Raw genomic sequence first — 16,611 nt, 5'->3', positions numbered from 1 at the left:
ATGAGTGTCGCCGCCACCCTGTTCGAGACCCACCGCCCTCTGCTCGACCGCGCCGTCGCCGCCATCGAGGCACGCGGTTATTGGAGCGCCTTTCCCGAGGCGCCGAGCGGCCGGATCTATGGCGAGACCGCCAAGGACGACGGGCTGGCTGGTTATCGGGCGCGGCTCGGCCAACCTTTCGCGCTCGATCTGCCGGGCACGCGGGGTTGGACCGGGCAGGAGCGATCTCCCTACGGCTTCGACCTTGGCATCGCCTATCCCGACTGTGACCTTGGCGCGCTGCTCGCCGCTGCCGTCAAGGCGATGCCCGGCTGGGCTGCTGCGGGGCCGGAGGCACGGGCGGGCGTGGCGGTGGAGATCGTCAAGCGGCTGAACGCGCGCTCTTTCGAGATCGCCTATGCCAGCATGTTCACATCCGGGCAGCCCTTCCTGATGGCCTTCCAGGCGGCCGGCCCGCACGCCCAGGACCGGGCACTGGAGGCGATTGCCTATGCGTGGCGCGAGATGGCGCGGATCCCGAGCCAGGTTCGCTGGGAGAAGCCGCAGTCCAAGGGCGGTCCGCTGGCGATCGAGAAGGGCTTCCGCATCGTTCCGGCCGGGGTGGGCGTGGTGATCGGCTGCGCCACCTTCCCGGCCTGGAACGGCTATCCCGGCCTGTTCGCCAGCCTCGTCACCGGCAATGCGGTGGTGGTGAAGCCGCATCCGCAGGCGATCCTGCCGCTGGCGATCACCGTGGAGGTGGCGCGCGAAGTTCTGCGGGAGTCCGGCTTCGACCCCAATCTCGTCACTCTGCTGGCCGATACGGCGGAACGGCCGCGCACCGTCGAGCTGGTCGAGCGGCCGGAGGTGGCGCTGGTCGATTTCACCGGCGGCCCGGCCTTCGGCGACTGGCTGGAGCGCAACCTGCCCCACGCGAAAGTCTTCACCGAGAAGGCGGGCGTCAACCTCGCGATCCTGCATTCCACCGACGATCCCAAGGGGATGGTGCGCAATCTGGCGACCTCGCTCTGCCTCTACTCCGGCCAGATGTGTACGACGCCGCAAAACCTGCTGGTCCCGGCGGACGGCATCCGCACGCCGGATGGCGTGATGCCGGTCACCGCCTTCGTCGCGGTGCTGGACGAGGCGATCCGGGCCTTGACCGCCGACCCGGCCGGGGCGGTGGAACTGCTCGGCGCAATCCAGAGCGATGCGACGCTGGCCCGGCTGGAGGGGTTCGCCGACGACCCGCGCGTCCTGATCCCCTCCCGCCCGATCACCCATCCCCGCCACCCCGACGCGAGGGTCCGGACCCCGCTGCTGCTCGGCGCCACCGCCGACGATCCGTTGGCCGGGCGGGAGCTGTTCGGGCCGGTCGCGGTGCTGGTCGCCACCGACGGGATCGACGCCGCGGTGGGTCTCGCCCACGACCTGACGCGCCGGGCCGGTGCCATCACCTGGGTGGCGCACAGCACCGACGACGCGGTGGCGGAGCGCATCACGGACGCCGCTGCGGCGGCCGGGGCCAGCCTTGCCGTCAACCTGACCGGGCCGGTGCTGGTCAACCAGTCGGCGGCCTACAGCGATTATCACGTCAACGGGGCCAACCCGGCTGGCAATGCCAGCCTGACCGACACGGCGTTCGTCGCCGCCCGCTTCCGGGTCGCCCAGACGCGCCGCCCGGCGTGACGCCGGCCCTTGACGCCCAACCGAATGAAGAAGCCGGCAAAAGCCGAAGACCAGAGACAGGAGAGGGAACGATGGATGAGAGCGAAAGGCATGCGTCCGATTTCCTGGACCGCGACGGGGTGCTGGCGGTGCAGCGCCGCAAGCTGGCGGCACTCGGCCGGCGGCTGGGCGCCGACCCGGCATGGCGCGCCCATTTCGCCAGGGCTGGCATGGCGCCGGAGGATCTGGCCGACCCGGCCAACCTCCAGCATGCGCCGACCCTGGAGAAGGCGGACCTTCGCGCGCAGTATCCCTATCCCTTCCTGACGGTTCCGCTGCCCGAAGTCGCGCGCTTCTGCGCCACGTCGGGCACCACCGGGCTGCCGGTGCTGTTCGGCTACACCGCGCAGGACATGATGGAGCTGGTGCCGCGCCAGCTCGGCCGCATCTTCCGCACCGTCGGCATCCGGCCGGGCGACCCGGTCTATCAGGGCTACGGCTACGGCATGTGGATCGGCGGCGTCGCAATGGACTCCGCGCTGATGGCCTATGGCGCCACCAATTTCGGCATCGGGCCGGGGCGTGGCGAACTGGTGGTGGAGTGGCTGCGCGACCATGGCTATGTCGCCTGCACCATGTCGCCCCTGTGGCTGATGACGCTCACCCGGCTGGCGCAGGAGAAGGGCATCGACCCCAAGCGTGACTGGAAGCTCAGGATCGGCGTGTTCGGAGGCCAGTCGGTTTCCCGCCAGTTCCGCGACGAGATCGAGGCGGCAATGCCGGAAGGCTTCGTCGCCCACAACATCTACGGGACGACCGAGGCCGGCGGTCCGGTGGTCGCCATCTCCTGTCCGCATTCGCACGGCAGCGACGAGATGCATCTGATCAACGAGGACAGCATCCTGACCGAGATCGTCGATCCGCTGACAATGAAGCCGGTCGGGCCGGGCGAGGTTGGGGAGATCGTGGTGACCACGCTCGACAAGCAGGCTTCGCCGGTGGTGCGCTGGCGCACCCGCGACCTCGTCCGCCTGTCCGACCACCCGCATGATTGCCCCTGCGGCCGGCATGGGCTGCCTCTGATCGGCCGCATCATCGGGCGCTCCGACGACATGCTGAAGGTCCGCGGCGTGATGGTCTTCCCCTCGCAGGTGGAGGACATCGTCGCCGCCACCCCCGGCACGGTGAAGGAGGCCTGGCACATCTACGTCGACCGCAAGGAGGGCGACCTCGACGGGCTGACCGTCGCGGTGGAGCGGCAGGCGGGCTGCGAGTTGGCCGCCGACCTGATCGCGGATCGGGTGGTGTCCGGCATCCATGCCCGGCTCGGCATTCGCTGCAAGGTGGAATGCCAGGAGGAGGGCAGCCTGCCGCGCTACGAGGCGAAGGCGGTGCGCGTCCATGTCCGCAACCCGGCGCCGGTGGCCTGACCATGGCCGGCGCATTGGACGGTCTGCGGGTGGTCGATCTGTCGCGGGTGCTGGGCGGCCCCTACTGCACCCAGATGCTGGGCGACCATGGCGCCGAGGTGATCAAGGTCGAGCCGCCGCAGGGCGACGAGACGCGCGGCTGGGGGCCGCCATTCCGCGACGGTACGGCCTCCTATTTCCTGGGCGCCAACCGCAACAAGCGGTGCATCGCGCTCGATCTCGCGCGTCCGGAGGGGCGGGAGGTGCTGATGCGCCTGCTGGAGTCCGCCGACGTGCTGGTGGAGAACTTCAAGGTCGGCACGCTGGAGAAATGGGGGATCGGCTATGATGAGGTGCTGGCGGAGCGCTTCCCACGGCTGATCCATTGCCGGGTGTCCGGCTTCGGGGCGGACGGGCCGCTCGGCGGGCTGGCCGGCTACGACGCGGCGGTGCAGGCGATGTCGGGGCTGATGAGCGTCAACGGCGAGGCCGATGGGGCGCCGGTGCGCATCGGCATTCCGGTGGTCGATCTGGCGACCGGGATGAACGCGGTGATCGCCATCCTGCTGGCGGTGCAGGAGCGCCACCGTTCCGGCCGCGGGCAGTTCGTCGAGGCGACCCTGCTCGACAGCGCGCTGGCGCTGGCCCACCCGCACACCGCCAACTGGTTCCTCTCCGGCAAGCCGCCGAAGCGGACCGGCAGCGCACATCCCAACATCAGCCCCTATGACCTGTTTCCCACCCGGACCCGGCCGATCTTCCTCGCCGTCGGCAATGACGGTCAGTTCGCGCGCTTCTGTGCCGCGATCGGACGGCCGGAGCTTTCCTCTGACCCACGCTTCGCCACCAACCGCGACCGGGTGGTCAACCGCGACGCCCTGCGGGCGGAACTGGAGGCGGCGCTGGCCGGCCGCGACGGCGAGGCGTTCGCGGTGGAATTGCTGGAGCAGGGCGTTCCCTGCGGCGCCCTTCTCGGCGTGGACGAGGCGGTTGCCCAGCCGCAAGCGGCCGAACGCGGGCTGACGGTCGCCATCGGTGAGTACCGCGGCATCGCCAGTCCGGCGACCCTGTCGCGCACCCCGGCCAGCTATCGGCTGGCCCCCGGCGCCTTCGCCGCCGACACCGCGGCGGTGCTGCGGGAATTCGGGTACGGCGAGGCGGAGATCGACGCTCTGCGGCTCTCGGGCGTGGCGCCGGGCAACTGAACATCGCCAGCTCTCCCGGTGCGGGAGCGGGGCATAGGCAATCGCCGAACGAGGAACAGAATGGACGAGTGCCGGGTCACCATCGCCAACACGGGCGCCAGCTTTTCCTGCGGCCGGGGGGAAACCATCCTCGACGCCGCCCTGCGCCAGGGCGTCATGCTGCCCCACAACTGCCGGGGCGGCGCCTGCGGCCAGTGCAAGGCCGACGTCGTGCAGGGTGCGGTCGAGCATGGCTGGGTCATGAGCTTCGCCATCACCGACGAGGAGAAGGAGGAAGGGCGATGCCTGGTCTGCGTCTCCAAGCCTCTGGGCGACGCGGTGACGGTTTCGATGCACAACCCGGTTCCCGGTGCCGACGCCCAACCCATCGCACCCATGGCCACCCGCGCCCTGGTCGTGTCCTCGGTCCCGCTGACCCCGCAGATACGGGAGATCACCCTGGCGCTCGATCCGGGCTGCGGCTTCCGCTTCCATGCCGGCATGCATGTGGAGCTGGGGGAGGAGGCCGGCGACGGCGGGCGTCCCTATTCGATTGCAACGGTTCCCGGTGCGGACGGAGCCCCGCCGCTCGGCCTGCTCACCGTGCAGGTGACCCTTCAGCCGGGTGGACGCACCAGCCCCTGGCTGCATGAAAATGCCCGCGTCGGGGCCGAATTGACCCTGCGCGGCCCCTACGGCACCTTCGGCTGCGACCCCGCGGTGGCCGGGACCGACGGGCTGCTGCTGCTGGCCGGCGGCTCCGGCTTGGCGCCGCTGTTGTCGGTCGCCGGCGACCTGCTCGCCAACGGCTTCGCCGCTCCGCTCGAACTCGGCCTGTCGGTGCGCACTGCCGCCGACCTGTTCGGCGTGGGCGAGCTGGAGCGGCTGGCGCGCGCCCATGCCAATTTCCGCTACTGGGCTGCGCTGACCCGACAGGAGGGTGATCCGCCGGCCGCGTACTGCCGCGCCGCCCGTGTGCCCGACCTCCTGCGCGAGCGCGCAGCGGAGCTGTCCGGCCGCCGTGTCCTGGTCGCCGGCCCCCCGGGCTTCGTCGAGGCGTGCCGGGGTGCGCTTGCCGCACTCGGCGTTCCCGCCGACCGTGTGACCGCCGAATCCTATGACAACCGGGCCGCCCACCTGCGCGCTGCCGATTGACTCCGCTTCATCCGGAGTTCCTCCACCCGACGGAGATTGCCATGACCCACGCCGAGCCCCGCCGGAGCGCTCAGCAGAGCATCATGTTCGAAAGCTGTATCGAGGATTTGCACCGTCTTCTGCCGGGACGGGTCTCGACGGCGATGGCGGTTCGGATGCATCACGGGACCGACGTCTCGTTCCACAAGCCGTTCCCGCCGGACGCGGTGGTCTTCCCCCATACAACGGAAGAGGTTGCCGGCGTGGCGGCCCTGTGCGCCGGCTATCAGGTTCCGATGATTCCGTTCGGCACCGGCACCTCGTGCGAGGGGCATATCGCGGCCCTGCAGGGCGGCGTCTGCATCGATCTGTCGGGACTGTGCGGCATTCTCCGGGTCAGCCCGGAGGATCTCGACGTGACGGTCCAGGCCGGGGTGACCCGCAAGCAGTTGAACGAGCATCTGCGCGACACCGGCCTGTTCTTTCCCATCGATCCGGGAGCCGATGCCTCGCTGGGCGGCATGGCCTCGACGCGGGCCAGCGGGACCAACGCGGTGCGCTACGGCACCATGCGCGAAAACGTGCTGGGCCTCACCGTGGTGCTGGCCGACGGGCGGATCATCCGGACCGGCGGACGTGCGCGCAAGTCGGCGGCCGGGTACGACCTGACCCGCCTCTTCGTCGGATCGGAAGGGACGTTGGGCATCGTCACCGAGGTGACGCTGCGCCTCTACGGCATTCCGGAGACCATCTCCGCCGCTGTCTGCCCGTTCCCGACCCTGTCCGGCGCGGTCGACACCGCCATCGCCGTGATCCAGTCGCAAATCCCGGTGGCCCGGATGGAGTTGCTCGACGCCGTCCAGATGCGGGCGACCAATCTTTATTCGAAACTCGACCATACGGAGCAGCCGACCCTGTTCTTCGAATTCCATGGCACCGAAGCCGGCGTGGCCGAACAGGTGGCGCAGGTCCGCGCCATCGCCGCGGAGGCGGGAGGAACAGACTTCCGCTGGGCGTCGAAACCGGAAGAGCGCAGCCGGCTGTGGCAGGCGCGTCACGATGCCTGGTGGGCGGCGCTGGCGCTGCGGCCCGGCGCCAAGGGTTGGCCGACCGACGTCTGCGTCCCGATCTCCCGTCTTGCCGAATGCATCGAGGAGACCAGCCGCGACATCGCGGAAAACCGGCTGATCGCCCCGGTGCTGGGCCATGTCGGCGATGGCAACTTCCACCTGTGCTTCGTGCTCGATCCCGACGACACCGACGAGATGCGGCGGGTGCGTGCGGTGAACGGGCGGATGATCAGCCGGGCCATCGCCATGGGCGGCACCTGCACCGGCGAGCACGGCATCGGCTATGGCAAGATCGACGAACTGCGCGAGGAGCATGGTGGCGCGGTGGAGGTCATGGCGGCCGTGAAGCAGGCACTCGATCCAAAGGGGTTGATGAACCCCGGCAAGCTGTTCGGTCCAACCCCCTGACCGTTCGGCACTCGGAGCGGAGAAGTGCGGGCCTAGGCCCGCACCGACACGGCTTCCGCCGCCCGCTCCCGCGCCAGTTCCTGCAACAGGAAGCCGGGTTCGGTTTCGGGCACCATCTGTCGGATGACCCGCACCGTGACCGACTGGAAGAGGCCGCCGCGGTTGTAGGGCTCGTCCGCCAGAAAGGCGTCGAGCTCGGCGCGGCCGGGCAGATCGATGACGAACAGGCTTCCGGCGCTGCCGCCGCCTGGCTCGTCGATCAGAGGGCCGCCGTACCGCAGCAGCCCGGCGGCGGCGATCATGTATTCGAGATGAACCGCGCGGGTGGCGGCGCGCAGCGCAGCCGAATCCGGCTTGTCGATGCAGGTGACGCAGAACAGCATTCGGACGCCTTTCCGGGAGCAAATCCACATTTTCAAGAGGGTAAGGCGTCCAACTTGACATAGTCCGACTGGACGGTCAATTATTTGTGCGGGACTGTCCGCACCCCTGCATATGGGAGAGGAAGGGACGATGGAGTTGGCGTTGGCGAAGGTCGCTCTGGATGACCGCTATCGGCTGGAAAAGGGTCGGGTCTACATCAACGGCACCCAGGCCCTGGTGCGCCTGCTGATCGCCCAGAAGCTGCGCGACAGGGCCGAGGGTCTGGCTACCGGCGGCTTCGTATCCGGCTACCGCGGCTCGCCGCTCGGCAGCTTCGACCGCGAGCTGTGGAGCGCCCGCAAGCAGCTGGAGCAGCACGACATCCGCTTCTGGCCGGGGATCAATGAGGATCTGGCGGCCACCGCCGTTTGGGGCACCCAGCAGATCGCGCTCACCGGTGACGCCGCCTATGACGGCGTCTTTGCCATGTGGTACGGCAAGGGGGCCGGGCTTGATCGCTGCGGCGACGTGATGCGCCATGCCCATGGCGCAGGTACCGCCCCCAAGGGCGGCGTTCTGGCGGTGGTGGGCGACGACCATGCCCAGAAATCCTCCACGCACCCCTACAACTCGGAACCGACCTTCGCCGACCTGATGATGCCGGTCCTCAGCCCCGCCGATGTCGGCGAGGTGCTGAGCTATGGCCTGCTGGGCTGGGCGATGTCACGCTATTCCGGCTGCTGGGTCGGGCTGAAGACGATGGCGGAGATGCTGGACTGCTCCACCTCGCTGGATGCCGACCTGCACGGGCTGGTCATCCGGCAGCCCGACGATTTCATCCTGCCCGAGCGGGCGGTGCACATCCGCTGGCCCGATCCCTGGCCCGACCAGGAACCGCGGCTGGTGCGCTACAAGATGGAGGCGGCACAGGCATTCGCGCGGGCCAACGGCATCGACCGGATCGTTGCCGACGGCCCGGCCCCGCGGCTCGGCATCGTCACCGGCGGCAAGTCCTGGCACGATCTGCGGCAAGCGCTGTCCGACCTCGGCATCCCGCCGGAGGATGCGGGTGCTGCGGGCTTGCGCATCTACAAGGTCGGCATGCCCTGGCCGCTGGAACCGCAGGGAATCCGACGTTTCGCCGAGGGGCTGGACGAGATCCTGGTGGTGGAGGAGAAGCGCGGGATCATCGAAAGCCAGCTGAAGGAGCTGCTCTACGGCCGGCCCGGCGCGCCGAAGATCACCGGCAAGCGGGCGGAGGACGGGTCGTGGCAGTTTCCGCAGGTCGGGGAGCTGTCTCCCGACCGTATTGCACGGGTGCTGGCTTCGAAGCTGGGAACCGCCGGTCTCGGCGAGACCGCCCGCCGCCGTCTGGCCCTGCTGGACCAGCAGGATAAGCTGCTTGCCAAGGCCCGGCCGGTGGTCGCCCGCCCCCCCTATTTCTGTTCCGGCTGCCCGCACAACAGCTCGACCAAGGTTCCGGACGGCAGCCGGGCGATCGCCGGGGTGGGCTGCCACTTCATGGCGGTCGGCATGGACCGAAACACCGCGACCTTCCCGCAGATGGGCGGGGAGGGTGCCGCCTGGATCGGGCAGGCGCCCTTCAGCAAGACCGGACACGCCTTCGTCAATCTGGGGGAGGGGACCTATTTCCACTCCGGCTCGCTGGGGGTGCGCGCCTGCGTCGCGGCGGGGGTCAACGTCACCTTCAAGCTGCTGTTCAACGACGCGGTCGCCATGACCGGCGGCCAGCCGGTGGACGGGCCGCTGACCGTGCCGCAATTGGCGGCCCAGCTCCGCGCCGAGGGGGTCGGCGAGATCGTCGTGCTGTCGGAGGAGCCGGAGAAGTACGGCACCGGCGCGATGCTTCCCCGCGGCGTGCCGGTGGAGCATCGTGATCGGCTGGACGAGGTGCAGCGCCGGCTGCGCGAGCGTCCCGGTGTCACCGCGCTGATCTACGACCAGACCTGTGCCGCGGAGAAGCGGCGGCGGCGCAAGCGCGGCACCATGGCGGACCCGGCGCGGCGGGTCTTCATCAACGATCTGGTCTGCGAGGGCTGCGGCGACTGTTCCAAAACCTCGAACTGCCTGTCGGTGGTGCCGCAGGAGACCGAGTTTGGGCGCAAGCGGACCATCGACCAGTCCAGCTGCAACAAGGATCTGTCCTGTCTCAAGGGATTCTGCCCCAGCTTCGTAACGGTCGAGGGCGGCAGCCTGAAGCGTCCGAAGAAGAGCGATCCGGGCAGCGAGGCACTGCCCGAACCGATGCTGCCGTCGCTTGACCGGCCGTGGAACATCTTCATCACCGGCGTCGGCGGCACCGGGGTGGTGACCATCGGCGCGCTGCTCGGCATGGCGGCGCATCTGGAGGGCAAGGCCTGCGCCATCCTGGACCAGATGGGCATGGCACAGAAGGGCGGAGCGGTGGTGACCCACGTCCGCATCGCCGGAACGTCTGACGCGATCCAGGCGGTGCGGGTGCCGACCGGCGAGGCCGACCTGCTGCTCGGCTGCGATCTGGTGGTGGCGCTGCACGACGGCACAATGTCCAAGGTGGCGCCGGAGCGGGGCAAAGCGATCCTCAACACGCACGAGACCATCACCGGCGATTTCACCCGCGATGCCGACGCACGCTTTCCGACCGACGGCATGATGAGGGCGCTGGTGGAAGCGCTGGGGGCCGACCGGGTCGAGGCGTTCGACGCGACGGCGCTCGCAACCGGCCTGATGGGCGATTCGATTGCGACCAACCTGTTCCTGCTCGGCTACGCCTACCAGAAGGGCCTGATCCCGGTGTCGGCGACGGCGATCCTTCAGGCGATCGAACTGAACGGGGTGGCGGTGAAGACCAATCGCGACACCTTCACCTGGGGCCGCCGCGCCGCCCTCGACCGCAGGGCGGTGGAAGCTCTTCGCGCCAGTGTGGCCACGGCGGCCGTGCCGGACAGCCACCGCCTGTCGGAAACCCTGGAGGAGATGGTGAACCGCCGCGCCACCTTCCTGGCCGACTATCAGGACGCGGCCTATGCGGAGCGCTACCGCGCCTTCGTCCGGCAGGTCGAGGCGGCCGAGCAGGGGCGGGTTCCCGGCCACAGCACCCTGACCGAGGCGGTGGCCCGCAATCTGTTCAAGCTGATGGCCTACAAGGACGAGTACGAGGTGGCACGGCTCCATACCGACACCGGGTTCCTCGACCGGGTGCGGGGGCAGTTCGACGGTGAGACCCGCCTGCGCTTCCACCTCGCCCCGCCGGTGCTGGCGGAGCGCGATCCGACGACCGGGCATCTGCACAAGAGGGCCTTCGGTCCCTGGATGCTGGTGGGGTTCAGGGTGTTGGCGAAGTTCAAGCGGCTGCGCGGCACCGCGCTCGATCCGTTCGGCCGCACAGCGGAGCGGCAAATGGAGCGCCGGCTGATCGAGGAGTACCGGACGATGGTGTCCGGCCTGCTGCCCGATCTGACGGTGGACAGGCATGGGCTTGCGGTCAGCCTCGCAAAGCTGCCGGAAAGCATCCGCGGCTATGGGCACGTCAAGGAAGCGGCAGTCGCCGCAGCCGAGGCGCGGAAGGCCGAGCTGCTCGCCGCATGGCGGCAGCCGCCCGCCCTTCCCCAGGCGGCCGAATGATCGTCAGGCCCAGTCGGTGACGAGACCGCCCGCGGCAGCGGCCTCCAGCTCTCCCAGCAGGTCGGCGTTCGGGCAGAAGCTTGTATAGCCCAAGGCCGCCGTGCCGTCCGCCAGGGCAGCACGGCATCGGCCGCGGTCGGCGCAGACCGGACAGAGGCGCCCGGCATCCTGGATGGCGCCCCAATAGTCCGGGCCCAGCCGCCGCGTGTCGATGCCAAGCACGGTCATCAGCGATTGGGCGGGTGGGATGTCAGGCCCGGCAAATCCGGTGTCGACAGTGATCATGGCGAGCTCTCATTAAAGACCGAATGGACGGATTATTTATCAATCCGGGGACCCGCGGCACTGATTCAGATCAATCGCAGTCCCCCTTTTTCGATTGGCTGGACGGCGATGCGTACGGCCTCCACCTTTCATGAGACGCTGACCATGGCCGAAGCGATCCGTATCGAACGGGACGGCGACATCGCCGTCATCGTCATCGACAATCCTCCCATCAATGCCGGCTCGGCCGAGGTGCGGCGCGGCCTGCTGGCCGCCATCGAGACGATCGGGGGCGACGCGTCCATCCGGGGGGCGGTCCTGATCGGAGCGGGCAAGACATTCATCGCCGGCTCCGACCTGCGGGAGTTCGACCGTCCCCTGCAGGAACCACAATTGCCGGCGGTGATCGCGGCCATCGAAACCTGCGGCAAGCCGGTGGTCGCGGCGCTGCACGGTGCGGCGCTCGGCGGCGGCTTCGAGCTGGCGCTCGGCTGCGACGGCCGCATCGCCCTGGCCGGCACGGTGGTCGGACTGCCGGAGGTGACGCTCGGCATCATCCCGGGAGCCGGCGGCACCCAGCGCCTGCCGCGGATCGTCGGCATCCCCGCCGCCATCCGGATGATCGCGTCGGGCGAGCGGGTGCCGGCGGCGAAGGCCCTGGCGCTCGACATGGTGGACGCGGTGGTGGACGGCGACCTGCGCCCGGCGGCGGTCGCTTTCGCCCGCCGGCTCGGCCACGGAAAGACCCGCCTGCGCGACTGCGGCGTTCCGGTCGCGGATGACGGGGAGATCGCCGCCGCCTCGCGCGATGCGTTGAAGGCCGGCCGCAACCGTCCGGCGGTCCGTGCCGCTGTGGAGGCTGTGGGCACGGCCGCTCGTCTGCCCATCGACGAGGGGCTGGTCCGCGAGCGCGCGGCCTTTCAGGACCTGCGGCTGTCGCGCGATGCCAGGGCGTTGCGCCATCTCTTCTTCGCCGAACGGGAGTCGGCGCGGCACCCCGACTTGGCCGGAGCCATGCGGCGGACAATCGAACGCATCGGTGTCATCGGCGCCGGCACCATGGGCACGGGCATCGCCATCGCCGCGCTGGACGGAGGTTTCCAGGTGGTGCTGGTGGAGGCCGACGACGCGGCGCTGGAGCGTGGCGCCCGGCGCATCGCGGATCACTACGCCAGCCGTGTCGCGACCGGGAGGCTCGGCGAGGCCGATGCGGCCGGCCGGCGCTTCCGCCTGACCGCCGGCACCGACTGGGCGATGCTCGCCGACGTCGATCTGGTCATTGAAGCGGTGTTCGAGGATCTGGCGGTCAAGCAGGAGGTGTTCCGGCGCCTTGATGCCGTGGCGCGTCCGGGTGCCGTGCTGGCGACGAACACGTCCTATCTCGATGTCGACGCCATCGCGGCGGCGACAATGCGACCTCAGGACGTCATCGGCCTGCATTTCTTCAGCCCCGCCAACGCCATGCGTCTGGTGGAGGTGGTGCGCGCGGCGGCGAGTGCGGCGGACGCGCTGGCGACCGGCCTCGCCGTCTCTAAGCGGCTGGGCAAGCTGCCGATCCTGACCGGCAACGCCTTCGGCTTCATCGGCAACCGCATCTATGCGGCCTACCGTCGCCAGTGCGAATTCATGATCGAGGAGGGCGCCTATCCCGAGCAGGTCGATGCGGTGCTGGAGTCCTTCGGCTTTGCCATGGGTCCCTTCGCGGTGGCGGACCTGTCCGGCCTCGACATCGCCTGGCGCATGCGGCAGGCGCGGGCGGCGACCCGCGATCCGCAGGCCCGCTACGTCACCATTCCCGACCGGCTGTGCGAGGTCGGTCGGTTGGGACGCAAGACCGGGGCCGGCTATTACCGCTATGCCGACGGCGGCAAGGGCCGGCAGCCCGACCCAGTCGTTCGCGACCTGATCGACCGCGCCCGCGCCGAGACGGGCATCTCGCCCCGGAGCATGGACGACGATGAGATCCGGCGCCGCGCCCTCCTCGCGATCACGAACGAGGCCGCCCTTCTGCTGGCCGAGGGCATCGCCTTGCGGGCCGCGGACGTCGATCTGGTGCTCGTCAACGGCTACGGCTTTCCCCGTTGGGAGGGTGGTCCCGTTTTCCTTGCCCGCGAGAGCGGCCAGTTGGCGCTGGAGCGTGACCTCGATTGGTTGGCCGGTCTCAGCGGCCCCGGCTTCACCCGTGCCGATCCCACCCCGCTTCTCGGCCATACCCCTGGCCGACCGGTTCCGTCAGCCTGAACCGCCCCGGATTTCCCAGAGGCCGATCTGGTTGAAGCACGCTTGCGAAAGACGTGCTTGGCTGCCTTCGTGTTGCGGCGGCTTTGGACCAAGATATCGGGGACCACACCATTCCGGTCGATGGCACGCCACGGGTGGTGCTGCCCTGCCACGGACAGGGCGCGTCCGCCAACCCGACAGCACCCTTGAAGCGGCTGCGCCCAGGCTGCGGAACGCTTCATCCGCTCGGAAACCATCCGCCAATAAAATGGAACGCTATTGCAAAAATTCATAAGGCGGACGATTCGCCTTGAAGCGTCAAGCGCTCCCTGATAATAGAACGTCATTGCAAAATTTTCGAAACGTGAGTCGTCCGCATACCGGGCCGCGTCGGCCCGGAGCGCGTCCACCTTCGGGGAAGGGAAGCAAGATGCCGTCTGGGTTCCGTGTTCTGCAGCGTCGGCGCGCGGTCGGCCGCGAAGTGGTCGAGCGGTTTGCTCGTCTGCCCGTCGCCAACGTCAGCGACAGTATGGGGCGCATGGTGGCCGGCGGAGCGCGGCTGCGCCCGATGCACGGCGGCGGCGGGCTGGCCGGCCCGGCGCTGACCGTGAAGGTCCCCGCCGGCGACAACCTCATGATGCACAAGGCGATCGCCATGGCTCAGCCGGGCGACGTCATCGTCGTGGACGCCGCAGGCGACCTGACCAACGCGCTGATGGGCGAAATGATGCTGATGCAGATGGCCCGGCGCGGCGTGGCCGGCGTGGTCATCAACGGCGCGATCCGTGACGCGGCCTTCATCCGCGCCCAGGCGATGCCGGTGTTTGCCGCCGGCGTGACCCATCGCGGCCCCTACAAGAACGGTCCGGGCGAGGTGAATGTCCCGGTCGCCATCGACGGCATGGTCGTCGCGCCCGGCGACCTGATCCTCGGCGACGACGACGGCGTGCTCTGCGTGCCCTACGACGACCTGGATGCGGTCTACGCGGGGGCGACGGCGAAGTATGAGGCGGAGCAGCGCCAGATCGCCAACATCCAGGCCGGCACCCACAGCGCGGCCTGGGTGGACGAGACCCTGCGCCGGCTGAACTGCGAAGGGGTGGACTGAGCTCCCCTCCAGCCCGCTTCTTCTTTTCCCGATCAAGGACTTCCGACATGACCGCCTTCCCGCACGGCCGCGACGGCCGGCCCACCGTCGTGGTCAGCGCCGCGGCCCTCGCCCCCGAAGCCACCGCCCTGCTGGAACGCGCCGGCTACGCCGTGGTCACCACCACCGCCTACCCGAGCGAGGCTGAGCTTCTCGACGCGGTGCGGGAACTCCGTCCGGTGGCGCTCCTGCACCGCCAGGGCCACATCAACGGCGCCGTGCTCGACGCGGCGGCACCGGGCTTGCGCGTCGTCGCCCGTCACGGCGCCGGCATCGACGGGATCGACATCGCGGCGGCCAAGGCGCGGGGGGTGACCGTCGTCCGGGCGGCCGGCGCCAATTCGCGGGCGGTGGCAGAGCACGCCTGGGCGCTGCTGCTGGGCCTGCTGAAGGATCTGCCGTCCATCGGCGCGGGCATGGCGGGGGGCAAGTGGGAGAAGACCTCGCGCTTCACCCGCGACGCTGAGGGGCGGACGATCGGCATCGTCGGTTACGGCGCCATCGGCTCGAAGGTCGCCGGCTACGCCGAGGCCTTCGGCATGCCGGTGCTGGCCTACGACCCCCATCTGCCGGGTGACGGCCTGCTGGAAGGCGGTTTGCCGGGGCCGGGCGAGCGCGTCGGGTCTCTGGCCGATCTGCTGGCCCGCGCCGACGTGCTGTCGCTGCACTGCCCGCTGAGCGCCGAGACCCGCAACATGATCGGCGCGGCGGAGCTTGCCCGGCTGCCGCAAGGGGCGCTGCTGGTCAACGCCGCCCGCGGCGGCATCGTGAACGAGGCGGCGCTGGTCGAGGCGCTGGATTCGGGCCATCTGGCAGGGGCCGGCGTCGACGTCTTCGAGACGGAGCCGCTGCCGCAGGACAGCCGGTTGCGGAACCACCCGAAGGTGATCGCGACGCCGCACATCGCGGCCAACACCCCGCGCGGCGCCGTGGGCATGGCGACGGGCGCCGCCGACGGCATCATCCAGGTTCTGGCCGGGCGCCTGCCCGCGCTGAAGGGAGCCATCGTCACGCTCGGCGAGAAGACCCCGCTCGCCGGCGGCCATGCTGCCGACCACGCCGCCACCCACGCCGCTTGAGCCCAGGCAGGACCCGCCCGATGCTGCCCCGCCTGCCGCACGCCCCCGAACCGGCGCCGCTCTACCGGGAGTTCCTGAACGAACTCCGGCTGCGCGGCTTCGAGGGCGACCTGACGCCGGACCATGCCGGACGCACGGTGCTCGCGACCGACAACTCGATCTATCAGGTGATGCCGCAGGCGGCCGCCTTTCCACGCACCACGGAGGATCTGGTCCGCATCGCCCGTGTCATGGCGGAGCCGCGCTTCGCGGCGCTGCGGATCGCCCCGCGCGGCGGCGGCACCGGCACCAACGGCCAGTCGCTCACCGACGGGCTGGTGGTGGACGTCTCGCGGCACATGACCGAGGTGCTGGAGATCAACGCCGCCGAAGGCTGGGTCCGCGTGCAGGCCGGCGTGGTCAAGGACCAGCTTAACGCCGCGCTGGAGCCCTACGGCCTGTTCTTCCCGCCGGAGCTGTCCACCTCGAACCGGGCGACCATCGGCGGCATGGTCAGCACCGACGCCAGCGGCCAGGGCTCCTGCCTCTACGGCAAGACCCGGGACCATGTGCTGGAGCTGACCACCGTGCTGCTCGACGGCACCGTCTGGACCTCGCGCGCCCTGGAGCCCGATGAACTGGCCGAGGCCCAGGGCCGCGCGGACCGCGTCGGCGCCGTGCACCGGGCGGTGGACCGGATCCAGCGCGAACAGGCCGACCTCATCGCCCGGCAGTTCCCGCCGCTCAACCGCTGCCTGACCGGCTATGATCTGGCGCACATCCGCGACGGGCAGGGGCGTTTCCACCTGAATTCGGTGCTGTGCGGATCGGAAGGCACGCTCGGCCTGCTTGCGGAAGCCAAGCTGAACGTCCTGCCGATCCCGCGCCACGCCGCGCTGGTCAACCTGCGCTACGACAGCTTCGACGCGGCGCTGCGCGACGCGCGGACGCTCATCGGCTTCAGCCCGGCCTCGATCGAGACGGTGGATTCCAAGGTGCTCGGGCTCGCCCGGGACGACATCGTCTGGGAGAAGGTCCGCGCCTTCTTTCCCGACGATGAGGGGGCTGGGGATGAGGGGACGG

12 protein-coding genes are annotated in these 16,611 nt (G+C 69.8%); 10 read left to right on the top strand and 2 right to left on the bottom strand.

Translation table 11 applies throughout. From position 1 onward, the window contains the following. The 5 genes from paaN (at window position 1) to GBZ48_RS29745 (ending at window position 6,852) form a co-directional block, all read left to right on the top strand. Window positions 1-1,668 carry a phenylacetic acid degradation protein PaaN gene (gene paaN, locus GBZ48_RS29765; RefSeq protein WP_174474325.1) on the top strand — a complete coding sequence of 556 codons (1,668 nt, stop codon included), beginning with the start codon at window positions 1-3 and terminating at the stop codon, window positions 1,666-1,668. A gap of 71 nt (window positions 1,669-1,739) precedes the next feature. Further along, window positions 1,740-3,077, top strand: coding sequence for a phenylacetate--CoA ligase family protein (locus GBZ48_RS29760; protein WP_174474324.1), 1,338 nt, complete (start codon window positions 1,740-1,742; stop codon window positions 3,075-3,077). 2 nt (window positions 3,078-3,079) lie between these two features. Beyond that, window positions 3,080-4,261 (top strand): CaiB/BaiF CoA transferase family protein, encoded by a 1,182-nt coding sequence (locus tag GBZ48_RS29755; protein WP_174474323.1) that lies wholly within the window; start codon window positions 3,080-3,082, stop codon window positions 4,259-4,261. Window positions 4,262-4,321: 60 nt separating this feature from the next. After that, on the top strand, window positions 4,322-5,395 hold the full coding sequence (locus GBZ48_RS29750; protein WP_174474322.1) for a 2Fe-2S iron-sulfur cluster-binding protein: 1,074 nt from the start codon (window positions 4,322-4,324) through the stop codon (window positions 5,393-5,395). Window positions 5,396-5,436: 41 nt separating this feature from the next. Then, window positions 5,437-6,852: an FAD-binding oxidoreductase gene (locus GBZ48_RS29745; protein ID WP_174474321.1), complete on the top strand. Its 1,416-nt coding sequence runs from the start codon at window positions 5,437-5,439 to the stop codon at window positions 6,850-6,852. Between the two features lie 32 nt (window positions 6,853-6,884). Here GBZ48_RS29745 and GBZ48_RS29740 read toward each other — a convergent pair whose 3' ends face one another. After that, a complete protein-coding gene (locus GBZ48_RS29740) occupies window positions 6,885-7,235 on the bottom strand; it encodes a YciI family protein (protein ID WP_174474320.1) in 351 nt (116 codons plus the stop codon). A gap of 130 nt (window positions 7,236-7,365) precedes the next feature. Here GBZ48_RS29740 and GBZ48_RS29735 point away from each other — a divergent pair, with 130 nt between their 5' ends. Beyond that, a complete protein-coding gene (locus tag GBZ48_RS29735; RefSeq protein WP_209798457.1) occupies window positions 7,366-10,839 on the top strand; it encodes an indolepyruvate ferredoxin oxidoreductase family protein in 3,474 nt (1,157 codons plus the stop codon). 3 nt (window positions 10,840-10,842) lie between these two features. On the opposite strand, the gene GBZ48_RS29730 is transcribed toward GBZ48_RS29735, so the two are convergent. Further along, window positions 10,843-11,124, bottom strand: a complete 282-nt coding sequence (locus tag GBZ48_RS29730) for a hypothetical protein (protein WP_174474319.1) — start codon at window positions 11,122-11,124, stop codon at window positions 10,843-10,845. Between the two features lie 144 nt (window positions 11,125-11,268). On the opposite strand from GBZ48_RS29730, the gene GBZ48_RS29725 reads away from it, so the two are divergent. The 4 genes from GBZ48_RS29725 to GBZ48_RS29710 form a co-directional block, all read left to right on the top strand. After that, entirely contained in the window at window positions 11,269-13,344 is a 2,076-nt protein-coding gene (locus GBZ48_RS29725; protein WP_174474318.1) for a 3-hydroxyacyl-CoA dehydrogenase NAD-binding domain-containing protein, read from the top strand. A 409-nt stretch (window positions 13,345-13,753) separates the two neighbouring features. Then, the gene (locus tag GBZ48_RS29720) at window positions 13,754-14,431 is read left to right on the top strand and encodes an RraA family protein (protein WP_174474317.1); all 678 of its coding nucleotides are present in this window, start codon (window positions 13,754-13,756) and stop codon (window positions 14,429-14,431) included. A gap of 47 nt (window positions 14,432-14,478) precedes the next feature. Next, complete coding sequence (locus GBZ48_RS29715) at window positions 14,479-15,549, top strand: hydroxyacid dehydrogenase (protein WP_174474316.1); 1,071 nt, start codon at window positions 14,479-14,481, stop codon at window positions 15,547-15,549. Window positions 15,550-15,569: 20 nt separating this feature from the next. Continuing rightward, window positions 15,570-16,611, top strand: a 1,042-nt coding sequence (locus GBZ48_RS29710; protein ID WP_174474315.1) for an FAD-binding oxidoreductase, incomplete at its 3' end; no start/stop codon positions are given.

It is taken from the genome of Azospirillum melinis, assembly GCF_013340935.1.
Lineage (GTDB): Bacteria > Pseudomonadota > Alphaproteobacteria > Azospirillales > Azospirillaceae > Azospirillum > Azospirillum melinis.
The sequence above is the reverse complement of the archived record's forward strand: the minus strand, read 5'-3'. Positions and strand labels throughout refer to the sequence as shown.

Coding starts and splice junctions, on each gene's coding strand:
- GBZ48_RS29720 (WP_174474317.1), top strand. CDS start 13,754: ATGCCGTCTGGGTTCCGTGTTCTGCAGCGTCGGCGCGCGGTCGGCCGC.
- GBZ48_RS29750 (WP_174474322.1), top strand. CDS start 4,322: ATGGACGAGTGCCGGGTCACCATCGCCAACACGGGCGCCAGCTTTTCC.
- GBZ48_RS29725 (WP_174474318.1), top strand. CDS start 11,269: ATGGCCGAAGCGATCCGTATCGAACGGGACGGCGACATCGCCGTCATC.
- GBZ48_RS29730 (WP_174474319.1), bottom strand. CDS start 11,124: ATGATCACTGTCGACACCGGATTTGCCGGGCCTGACATCCCACCCGCC.
- GBZ48_RS29745 (WP_174474321.1), top strand. CDS start 5,437: ATGACCCACGCCGAGCCCCGCCGGAGCGCTCAGCAGAGCATCATGTTC.
- paaN (WP_174474325.1), top strand. CDS start 1: ATGAGTGTCGCCGCCACCCTGTTCGAGACCCACCGCCCTCTGCTCGAC.
- GBZ48_RS29740 (WP_174474320.1), bottom strand. CDS start 7,235: ATGCTGTTCTGCGTCACCTGCATCGACAAGCCGGATTCGGCTGCGCTG.
- GBZ48_RS29755 (WP_174474323.1), top strand. CDS start 3,080: ATGGCCGGCGCATTGGACGGTCTGCGGGTGGTCGATCTGTCGCGGGTG.
- GBZ48_RS29735 (WP_209798457.1), top strand. CDS start 7,366: ATGGAGTTGGCGTTGGCGAAGGTCGCTCTGGATGACCGCTATCGGCTG.
- GBZ48_RS29760 (WP_174474324.1), top strand. CDS start 1,740: ATGGATGAGAGCGAAAGGCATGCGTCCGATTTCCTGGACCGCGACGGG.
- GBZ48_RS29715 (WP_174474316.1), top strand. CDS start 14,479: ATGACCGCCTTCCCGCACGGCCGCGACGGCCGGCCCACCGTCGTGGTC.